A 9,890-nucleotide genomic window follows, 5' to 3' on the forward strand; every position below is an offset into this window, starting at 1 on the left:
CGGCCAAGCGTTCCCTCTGACGCGGCGCATTGTGGATTGACACGCGCAGGAATGTGCATATGACGCCTGTTGGGCAACCGCCTTACCGCTATCTGCGGTACCGCAGGTAGCCCCATACTGAGACCAGCGTCACGGTGGGGGCTCGTAGGCGACAGGAGGCGATTCTCAGGTGGTGCTGAGAATCGCCTCCCGGCATCCGACCCCGCTGCGAGGGGAGGGACAGTGCCGTTGCAGCATTCATCCTTCTCCTCACGTGCGGGCCGGTGCAAGGCCTCCGCGGGAGGAGGTGAACAAAGTGACGGTCTACTACCGGGGACCCGATCCCCGACGGCCGGACATCATCATCACGCACAGCCTGATCAAGGTCCGGGTACGTCACGGCTGGCAGGTGTGGATCATTTCCGAACTGGACGACTTCGGGATCACCCACACGCCACCGCCGACCGACCGGGTCATGGTGGCAATGGGTACGTCAGTGGTGCTACTCGGTCTGCTGGCGTACCGGCTACGAGGGTGGGCGCTGTTCGCCGTCGCGATGGTCTTCATCGCCGGAGTCGCCATCGCCATGGCCGAACAGCGCTGGACCCGTTCGCGGCAACTGTCGCAGCTACGAGCCAGCTACCACGGCACCGAGATCATGGTGATCGAGCTGCCCCACCGCGACATGCCGGCCGCCTGCCGGGGTCTGATCCGCGCGCTGGAGCGGCAGAACGACACGCAAAGCTGAGACAGGGACGAGTGTGGCGCGATGCGGTACCGTGCCGTATCTGCGATGTAGCTGGTTGAGGTACGGCACATTCGACCCGAGAGGCGAGCGGCCTTGGTTGCGTATGGAGAGTCACCCGCCGTCGCCAGGCGGCGGGTAAGACTTGCCCTGCGTAAGGCCCGGGAGGCCACCGGCATGAGTCAGGGGGCGGTGGCCAAGCGGGTGGGTTGGTCATTGTCCAAAGTGCAACGCATCGAATCCGGCGATGTCACGGTGTCCGGGACTGATCTGCTGGCGTTGCTCAACCTGTACGGCGTTACCGACGCCGAGGAGATCGAGCAACTCACCGAGGAATCCCGGATCTCGCGGCGTCAGCGTTGGTGGACGGTGCCGGAATACCGGCAGAACCTGACACCCGCGTCGGCCCAGCTGATCCAGTTCGAAGCCGAAGCCACGGCGGTCCGGATCTACCATCCGGTGGTCGTGCCGGGTCTGATGCAAACGCCGGCATACGCCAAAGCCGTCCTCGACTTCCACGAGGGAGCTCTCACCGAACAAGTGCGAACTGTCCGGCTGGAAGCTCGTATGCGGCGCAGACGGCAATTCTTGGAAACCGAGGATGGGCCGCATCTGCTGGTCATCCTTGATGAGGCGGCGCTGATGCGCGAAATCGGCGGATTGCAGGTCATGGCCGAACAGCTCACCGAGCTGGCGGAGGTTGCTCAACGCCCGGATGTCAACATCCGGATTGTCCCGCTAGACGAAGGTGCGCTCCTTGGCATGATGGGCCCGTTCACCGTCCTTGACCTGGGCGATGATGATCCGGGCGACGCGGTTTTGTATCGCGAATCATGGGTGCGTGACGGCATTGAGCATAGCCTGGACGAAGTCGGCTATCACCGGCGGATTTTTGAAAATCTCTGGCAGCGTTCCCTTGACGAGGCAGCAACGATACGGGCGATTCTTGCTGCAGCAGCATCGCTGCGATCGCGCGCTGACCGAATGTGACTCCCCTGGCCGGCGCCATCTCGCGCCGCTCGGTGGGCTTGATGATGATCTGACGAGAACGGATGCAGCCGATGACGGCACCCATGACGAAGTGGATTAAAAGCTCGTATTGTTCCGACAATGCCTGCGTCGAGGTAGCGGAGGACGGGAACTACATAGTCGTGCGAGACGGCAAGAATCGCACTGGCAGCACCATCCGTGTTTCCAAGGATGACTGGCGCGGGTTCCTCGCGGGGGTAGTTGACAGTCATCGTGTGCGCTGAGCGGTAAGGCTCGGAAGGGTGCCGTTCCGGCGGCACCCCTGCCTGCGATGCCATGGCTGATGGTGTCTGGGCCGGTATTCTGGGCGATGACATGGAGGTTCGCATGACCGAGATTCCCGATCACATTTCCTGGCAACGCAGTCGCCACTGCTCGGATGTCGGGTGCGCCGAAGTGGCGGTCTCGGACGAAGCGGTGCACCTGCGAAGCAGTCAGGAGCCCGACCGTGTCCTCACCTTCACCCCCGCCGAGTGGGAAGCCTTCAAACGGGGGGTACTCGACGGTCAGTTCTGACCGGGTGCGCCCCGGCGTCAGGACCGTACCGGTCCCGTCGTGAGCTTCGGCGTGGCGAGCCTGATCATCAAGGTGGACCGAGTGCGGTCGTCCCGCGAGGCTACTACGCTCGAAAAGCTCGGCGCTAAGTTGATCGGCGTCTCGCTGTCGCCGGATCCGCGGTTCGACGACGGCCGCACGCTGCGGGTCGAGGAGGCCGGGGAGATCGGCCGGACGCTCGAGCAAGCTACGCTGGTGGCCACGCTGGAGCTCAACGACGATCCCCGTCGGATCCGGCGCATCGTCGCGGCCGCCGGTGCCAGGCTGGTGCAGCCGGTGACGGTCGGGGTCCCGCCGGCTGAGGTGCGAGTCGCGCTGCGTGACGCCGGCATCGGCATTGTCTACAGCGGCATTGAGATCGCCCATGACGACGATCCTGCGTGGATCTTTGACGCGTATGACGGCACCCCGGACTTGAATGCCGCCTTCTTCCAAGCCGAAGTGCTGCCGGAATACCGCGGATCCTGGGCTTTCCTGCGCGACAGGTCGCCGGAATATCAAGAGGAGTTTCAGATCGCGGATCTCAACGGGTTGGCCGCCGAACGTCCTCTTCTTGTGGGCTTCGACTACACCGCGGACAACGTCGAGGAGATCGTGACGACGCTTCCTGAGGTGCAGGGGATCGCCTTGACGTTGGCCGAGCGGGTTCGGCGCGGGGATGCGCGGGGGCAGCTCTACACCGACGCGGTCAGGGTTCTCCGGGCTTTGTGACCATCGGGTCTACACAGTTATGCCAACGACAGGGGATACATCGGTCCATCTGTCGCGCCGGGCCTTGCTGCTGCTGCGGTGGGGTGGCGCCTGCGCAAGCGGGGGGCGCCAAGCCGGGGGCGGTACGCGAGCTTGAGGACAAGATTGTCGACGGCACCGCGTACACCACCGTCATCGACCTGGTGGCCGATCAGGGGCATCTGCTCGCCCGGGTAGGTGGCGTTGACGCGCTGCGGCTTGATTTCTATCGCAAGGACTACGTGCTGATTCTCGCGCCCGACGGCACCGACACGCATTTCCGTGGCAATTTCGCTCGCGGGAACGACGGTTCCATCGCGTGGTCGCGCTACGGCGGGCGCCTCTACCGGCGCGGGAAGTCACCACCGTGCGCTCGGCTCCGTCGAGCAAGCCGCTGTTCCCACCCGCAATCTGACTTCTGTCGAAGATGTGCAGGATCCGCACCGGCAAGCCGTTCTGCAACAACCCGGACGACCCGAACCTTGAAGTGCCCCAGCGGTCCGGGCTCGGGCTGACCCTCGTCATTCCCGAGCCCGGACCGTCTCTGCGGTGCCCGTGAGCTCCTTGGTATTGGTGGCGCCGGCCCAGAAAGGCTTGCGGCATCAGCCCACGACGGAAACGGCGTCAGGCGGTCACGGGCCATTCGTGGACCGGCACGTTCTCGTGCATGGGGGGCAGGTAGCGGCGCAGCATTTCGTGCAGGGCGCTCTGCCGGTCGAGGTGGCCCTCGCCTTCCAGCGCGTGCAACGTGTCCACCTGCCACGTTGCGCCGTTGCGGCCGGTCAGGCAGCGCTGTTCGATGATGCCGAGCAGGCGGTCCCGCTCCTGCTTCGATACCCCCCAGCGCTCCAATCCTTCATGCGCCAACGGCAGAAGGCGACGCAGAACCAGTTCCGCCACCGGTACGTAGCCCAGGCCGGGCCAGAACACCGAAGCCACAATGCCGTGCCGGGCGCAGGAGTGGAAATTCTCCTCGGCGGCGCTGAAGGACATCTGCGTCCAGATCGGACGTTCCGCTTCGGCGAGCATGCGTACCAAGCCGTAGTAGAAAGCGCCGTTGGCGACCGTGTCCACCACAGTGGGACCGGCGGGCAGCACCCGGTTCTCCACGCGCAGGTGCGGGCGGCCCTTGACGACGTCGTAAATGGGCCTGTTCCAGCGGTAGACAGTTCCGTTGTGCAGGCGCAACTCGCTCAGCGCCGGTGTTTCCCCGCTTTCCAGCAACTGCTCGGGGTCCTCGTCGTCGCAGATCGGCAGCAGGGCGGGGAAGTACGTGACGTTCTCCTCGAACAGGTCGAACACCGAGGTGATCCAGCGTTCGCCGAACCAGACGCGTGGTCGTACCCCCTGAGCCCTTATCTCCTCCGATCGGGTGTCGGTGGCTTGCTCGAACAAGGGAATGCGGGTCTCGCGCCACAGTTCGCGGCCGAACAGCAGCGGGGAGTTGGCGCCCAGCGCGACCTGCACACCGGCGATTACCTGAGCGGCGTTCCAGTAGGCGGCGAATTGTTCCGGGCTGACCTGCAAATGGAACTGGGTGCTGGTGCACGCGGCTTCCGGGGCGATCGAGTCGGTGGTCACGGCGAGCCGGTCCACACCGTCGATGCGGATGTCTAAATCTTCGCCGCGCGCTGCGAAGATCTGTTCGTTGAGCAAGGCGTAGCGCGGGTTGGCCGACAACGAGCCGGCCGTGAGATGTTCGCGGCGCAGCGTCGGGAGGATGCCGATCATCACCATGTGCGCGCCGGCCTTGCTGGCATGTTGCTCGGCATTGTTCAGGCTGGCCCGCAGTTCGCGTTCCAGATTCGAGTTCTCCTCGCCGATCAGCCGGCGGGGCGCCACGTTGATCTCGATGTTGAACTGGCCCAGCTCGGTCTGGAAATCCGGATCCGCAATCGCCGAGAGCACCTGGGCGTTGCGCATCGCCGGGTTGGCCTCACCGTCGACCAGGTTCAGTTCGATCTCCATGCCGGTCATCGGGCGCTCGAACTCGAACCGCGATTCCCTCAGCATTGAGGCGAACACGTCCAGGCTGCGCCGGATCTTCTGCCGGTACTTCGTCCGATCTTCGCGGGTGAACTCGCGACTATCCACCTCTTCGCCCACCGCGGCACCGCCTTCCCTTTGGCCCACACCTATGATCGCGTACAAAACGAATGGAGAAACCGCGTGCGCCGCATTCCTGCCCTGTTCGCCACCGTCGCAATCGCCGAGGCGGTGAGCTGGGCCCTGCTGCTGACCGGAATGTTCTTCAAGTACGTGGTTGTCCACAACGAGATCGGCGTCAGAATCGCCGGCCCGATCCACGGTGCGATGTTCATGGCATACCTGGCCGTGACCGCTATGCAGGCCCGCGCCGGCGGCTGGAAGTGGTGGATCACGCTGATCGCGCTGGCTTGTTCCATCCCGCCGTTCTTCACTCTGGGATTCGAGCGCTGGGCCAAGTCCCGCGGGCTGCTCACCGCCGCCACCGGGCAACCGGCAACGCAGTCGTAGATCCCTCGACCATAGACGTGGCGTTACCCGCTCGTAACCGAGAGGATGCAAGGGATCGAGATCTGTCGTTGTATCGGAGGTAACGATGCGCAGACTCTCCCGGGCTCTCGCCGGTTCCGTGCTCCTGGTCGCGGTGGCCGCAGCCCCGTCCGCCGCCCAGAGCGCGCCCCGAGGGCAATGGACCACGGCCTGGGCGACCGCGCCCGCCGCCGCGGTGGCCGGCGTCGAGCAGGGGTACGCCGGCTACACGATCCGCAACGTCGTGCACACCACCACCGGTGGCAGCACCGTCCGCATCCATCTGTCCAACCGCTTCGGCACCCAGCCCGTGCTGATGGGACACGTCACCGTGGCGGTGTCCGCGCACACCGGCGGGCGGCGTGACGGCACCATCGACGCCAACGACGGCACCGCGGCGCCCGGCTCCGTCCGCGATGTGCTCTTCAACGGTCGTCAGGACATCACCATCCCGGCCCGCGCCGAAGTGGTGAGCGATCCGGTCCGCCTGCGGGTGAGCGCCGACCGCGACCTGCTCGTGTCCACCTGGACCCCGCAGCCGTCCGGCACGGTGACCTACCACCCCGCGGCCATGCAGGACTCCTTCTTCAGCCGCGGCCCGGACGACCATGCCGGCGAGGTGTCCAGAACCGCGTTCGCCGAGACCACGCGGGTGTGGCACTACGTCAACGGCGTGGACGTGAGTAACGGGCCCGGCACGGTCGTGGCGCTCGGCGACTCCATCACCGACGGGGTCACCTCGACGTGGGGCGCCAACCGGCGCTGGACCGACTACCTGGCCGCGCGGCTGGCCGCCAGCCCGGTGCCCGACTACGGCGTGGCGAACTCCGGCATCAGCGGCAACCGGGTGCTGCTCGACGACGGCTACCCCAACCCGACGATCTACGGCCAGTTCGGTCCGAGCGCGGTGGCCCGGCTCAACTGGGACGTGCTGGAACGTGCCGGGGCTCGTACCGTCATCGTCTTCGAAGGGGTCAACGACATCCAGCAGGAACCTCACCAGACCGATCCGCGCGCCATCATCGCCGGCCTCGCGCAGATTGCCGCGCAGGCCAAGGCGCGGGGTCTGCGCGTGGTCGGGGCCACCATCATGCCGTTCAAGGGCTGGAACTCGTGGACGCCGCAGCTGGAGCAGACCCGGATGGCGGTCAACGCCTGGATCCGTGCCGGTGGTGACGGCGCCCTGAGCGGTCTGGCCGATTTCGATGCCGCCACGCGAGACGCCACAGATCCGCAGATCATTGCTCCGCGGTACGACAGTGGCGACCACCTGCACCCCAACGACGCCGGTGACGCGGCCATGGCCGCCGTTGTCCCGTTGCAACGCCTCTAGTCAGCCGGCTCAGCTGATCCAGGCCGTCGCCACGGCCAGCGTCACGATCGTGCCCAGCACGGCCTGGATCAGCAACCCCGCGCCCAGGTGCGACCACATTGTCGGCACCCACGGCCGAAAGGGCTGCAAGGTCTCCAGGTTGATCAGCTGCTGCAACTTCACCGGCAGGTCCGGGTCTTTCTGCGCCAGCACACGCACCTGCACCAGGTCGCCGCGGTGCAGCGCCGACTGGGGGAGCTGGCCGTGCATCTCGACCTCGTAGATCTGCCCGAGGTCGTCGCGCAGCCGGACCAGCGTGACCAGGTACTCCGGGCCCTTCTTGAGGTCCTTGAACTTGCGCCGGCTGCCGCCGCTGCGGATCATCCGCACCAGCATGCCGATGACCGACGCGGTGACGAACACCGCCAGGGCCAGCGGTTGTCCGATCTTGACCTCGCGGGTGTACGAGTCGCGGAAGCCGAGAAACCGGCCCGTGATGACGGGACCGTAGTGCCGGAGGATCTGCTCGCGGTACAGCTCCGTGTCATCCATGGGGATCACCTCCAAGGGGTTTCTTCAGGGTACGGAGAGCGATGCATCATGCACAGTGAGTGAATTCGCGGCTCATGAAAGGCTCCGGTGTGCGGGCCCCTGACCTGGGCACGCGCCGCCGATGGGCCTCGCCAACCTCAAGCCCCTGTTCAACCGGCCCGGCTCGTGCGTTCCGGGACCGCCGTGTTCGCCGCCGGCTTCGAGGGGCTGCTGGTCGAGATCCAGTCGGCGCCGCCCGCGAGCGACGAAGCCGCCTGCCCATCGGACTCGAGCACGGCACCGGGGCCAGCTCTGCGCTACCGCGTCGGAGCCACCGCGGCCTGACCCGGGGTTTTTGATCGTTTCGAGTGCGCCGGGCCGGGAATTCCAACGGTCCGAACTCAGCAGGGAGTACCCATGAAGCTGCCCACCGCGCGCGGCCCGCTCTCCGAAGCGCTCGTGACGGCGCTCGTTCAGGCGCCGCACGACTTCACCCCGGGTGACCCCACGTCCGACGATGACCTGCACCTCGGCCTGTTCGTGCTGTACGAGCTGCACTACCGCGGCTGGGACGGCGTCGATGATGCGTGGGAGTGGCATCCCGGGCTGCTGGCGTTGCGGGCCCGGCTGGAGGCGCGCTTCGAGGCGGATCTGCGAACCCTGGACGTACCGGAAATCGATCGGGACGTGCCCCACACGCTGATCGCCATGACGCAGGAGGCCGGCGGCCCGTCACTGTCCGGATACATCCGCGGCCGGGCCACGTACGGGCAGTTCCGCGAGTTCGCTACTCACCGTTCGGTCTATCACCTGCGCGAGGCCGACCCGCACACCTTCGCGATCCCCCGCCTGCACGGCAAGGCGAAGGCGGCACTCATCGAGGTGCAAATCGACGAGTACGGCGGCGGCGTGGTCAACCGGATGCACCAGGAACTGTTCAAGGACACCATGGTGGCGCTCGGCCTGGACACCACCTACGGCGCGTACGTCGACGTGGTCCCCTGGCAGACCCTGGCCAACAACAACCTGATGTCCCTGTTCGGCCTGCACCGGCGCTTGCGGGGGGCGCTGCTCGGCCACCTGGCCGCGTACGAGATGACCTCCACCGCCCCGAACCGCAACTATGGGAACGGGCTGCGCCGGCTCGGCGGGGACAAGAAGGCCACGAAGTTCTACGACGAGCACGTCGAGGCGGATGCGGTGCACGAGCAGATCGCCGCTTACGACATGTGCGGATCTTTCAGTGAGGCGGAGCCGGAGCTGGCGCGCGATGTGCTGTTCGGGGCGCGGTGCGTGCTGACGATGGAGGACCGGTGGGCTGAGTACGTGCTGCAGCGGTGGGGGGCGGGGGAGTCTTCGTTGCGGGCTTGATGCTGCCGGGCTCGCCGGTAGACATGTGAACCATCGGCGCCTTGCCGGGACCGGGCCTGGATGCGTGCTGATCAGCCGTTGCTGGCTCGGCTGGATCAGCGGTTACGCGGTGCTGGCTCGTCGCGGCCGGTGCCGGCGCGGAAGCCGATTGCTTTGTGCGTACCGTCGCAGAAGGGCTTGATTGCCGACTTCCCGCAGCGGCACAACGCCACAGTTTTCCGTCCCGGGTCAATGATTTGACCATCCGGTGTCTGCAAGGTGAAGGTGCCGCGCACCAGCAGGGGCCCGTCCTCGTAGGGAACCACAGTCGCCCCATGCTCGTCGGCAGCACCAGTCATGCCGCCGGTGATGCCCGGGGCCGTGTTGGTGAAACCCGTCCGCTTACCGATTGTGCGAAAGCGGCCCGGAGCTGCCCGGTTCACGATGAACTGGACCGTGAACGCCTGCCTCAGGCGACTCGCGGGGGTGAAACCATGAATTACATCCAGCCGGACAGCGTGCTGGCGCGCACGGCCTTCGAGACCATGCGAGCCCACTCAGGTGGCCTCGGCCCCCACAGCGGCATCACCATCTGCCCGGTCTGCGGGGAGCGCCTCCCCTGCGATATCGGCCTGGCCGCAGCCGAGGTGGTGGAAGCCGCTGGACTGGCGCAAGCATCCGGCCTGATCGCTGCGGCTCGCGGCGGGCTGGGTGAGGTTCCGGCCTTCCCCCCGGCAGGTCCATCCGCTGGCGTGGCGCCTTCCTTCCCGCGGCCTGCTGAAGTAACGCCGGAAACCACGTACGCCCCGCCCGCTTTGGCCTCTTTCTCCTCGCCTGCCACCTCGCCGTCGCCCAGCTCCCTGCCTTCGCCGGCGCCGTCCTCGGCTCCGTCGCCGCCGTCCTCGCCCGACGACCCGCCATCGGCAACTCCGTCCGCGTCCGGTAACCGACTTGCGGCGCCCTCCGGCCTTCCCGGACCCCAGGAACGCGCCTCGGGGCTGTCCCGGGCCGAAGACGCCCAGCAGACGCCGCCGTCCAGCGCCCCGTTCCCGGCCGCGCCCAACGCTGCCGCGGAAGTCGGGTCCATGCCGCCCAGCTCCAACCCCCCATTCACCCCTCCGCCCAACGGCACCCTCCCGCTCGCCC

The 9,890-nt window shown here is 66.6% G+C and carries 11 protein-coding genes and 1 pseudogene; 9 read left to right on the plus strand and 3 right to left on the minus strand.

Annotation, left to right across the window (positions count from 1 at the left end):
- Nucleotides 1-295 precede the first annotated feature (295 nt).
- The 5 genes from TFC3_RS35105 to TFC3_RS35120 all read left to right on the plus strand — a co-directional run bounded on the left by TFC3_RS35105 (nt 296) and on the right by TFC3_RS35120 (nt 3,019).
- Complete coding sequence (locus TFC3_RS35105; protein ID WP_153040649.1) at nt 296-727, plus strand: DUF6232 family protein; 432 nt, start codon at nt 296-298, stop codon at nt 725-727.
- A gap of 93 nt (nt 728-820) precedes the next feature.
- Nucleotides 821-1,714 (plus strand): helix-turn-helix transcriptional regulator, encoded by an 894-nt coding sequence (locus TFC3_RS35110; RefSeq protein WP_067510635.1) that lies wholly within the window; start codon nt 821-823, stop codon nt 1,712-1,714.
- Between the two features lie 83 nt (nt 1,715-1,797).
- Nucleotides 1,798-1,977 (plus strand): DUF397 domain-containing protein, encoded by a 180-nt coding sequence (locus TFC3_RS40630; protein WP_369819738.1) that lies wholly within the window; start codon nt 1,798-1,800, stop codon nt 1,975-1,977.
- A gap of 103 nt (nt 1,978-2,080) precedes the next feature.
- Nucleotides 2,081-2,269: a DUF397 domain-containing protein gene (locus TFC3_RS35115; RefSeq protein ID WP_161952742.1), complete on the plus strand. Its 189-nt coding sequence runs from the start codon at nt 2,081-2,083 to the stop codon at nt 2,267-2,269.
- Between the two features lie 39 nt (nt 2,270-2,308).
- A complete protein-coding gene (locus tag TFC3_RS35120; protein ID WP_067510631.1) occupies nt 2,309-3,019 on the plus strand; it encodes a hypothetical protein in 711 nt (236 codons plus the stop codon).
- 642 nt (nt 3,020-3,661) lie between these two features.
- On the opposite strand, the gene TFC3_RS35125 is transcribed toward TFC3_RS35120, so the two are convergent.
- Nucleotides 3,662-5,143, minus strand: coding sequence for a glutamate--cysteine ligase (locus TFC3_RS35125; RefSeq protein WP_067510629.1), 1,482 nt, complete (start codon nt 5,141-5,143; stop codon nt 3,662-3,664).
- 63 nt (nt 5,144-5,206) lie between these two features.
- On the opposite strand from TFC3_RS35125, the gene TFC3_RS35130 reads away from it, so the two are divergent.
- Nucleotides 5,207-5,533, plus strand: coding sequence for a DUF3817 domain-containing protein (locus tag TFC3_RS35130; RefSeq protein WP_067510628.1), 327 nt, complete (start codon nt 5,207-5,209; stop codon nt 5,531-5,533).
- A gap of 85 nt (nt 5,534-5,618) precedes the next feature.
- Nucleotides 5,619-6,884, plus strand: coding sequence for an SGNH/GDSL hydrolase family protein (locus TFC3_RS35135; protein WP_067510626.1), 1,266 nt, complete (start codon nt 5,619-5,621; stop codon nt 6,882-6,884).
- Nucleotides 6,885-6,893: 9 nt separating this feature from the next.
- On the opposite strand, the gene TFC3_RS35140 is transcribed toward TFC3_RS35135, so the two are convergent.
- Nucleotides 6,894-7,415 (minus strand): hypothetical protein, encoded by a 522-nt coding sequence (locus TFC3_RS35140; protein ID WP_067510645.1) that lies wholly within the window; start codon nt 7,413-7,415, stop codon nt 6,894-6,896.
- Between the two features lie 396 nt (nt 7,416-7,811).
- Here TFC3_RS35140 and TFC3_RS35145 point away from each other — a divergent pair, with 396 nt between their 5' ends.
- Complete coding sequence (locus TFC3_RS35145; protein ID WP_067510624.1) at nt 7,812-8,765, plus strand: iron-containing redox enzyme family protein; 954 nt, start codon at nt 7,812-7,814, stop codon at nt 8,763-8,765.
- Between the two features lie 95 nt (nt 8,766-8,860).
- Here the strand turns inward: TFC3_RS35145 and TFC3_RS35150 are convergent, their stop codons facing one another.
- Nucleotides 8,861-9,187, minus strand: coding sequence for a CDGSH iron-sulfur domain-containing protein (locus TFC3_RS35150; RefSeq protein ID WP_236718648.1), 327 nt, complete (start codon nt 9,185-9,187; stop codon nt 8,861-8,863).
- A gap of 51 nt (nt 9,188-9,238) precedes the next feature.
- Between TFC3_RS35150 and TFC3_RS39930 the strand changes: the two are divergent.
- Nucleotides 9,239-9,890 (plus strand): annotated as a pseudogene (locus tag TFC3_RS39930) (hypothetical protein); the annotation flags it as partial.

Origin of the sequence: Actinoplanes sp. TFC3, from assembly GCF_001553785.1 — a bacterium.
In the GTDB taxonomy this organism is placed as follows: Bacteria; Actinomycetota; Actinomycetes; order Mycobacteriales; family Micromonosporaceae; genus Actinoplanes.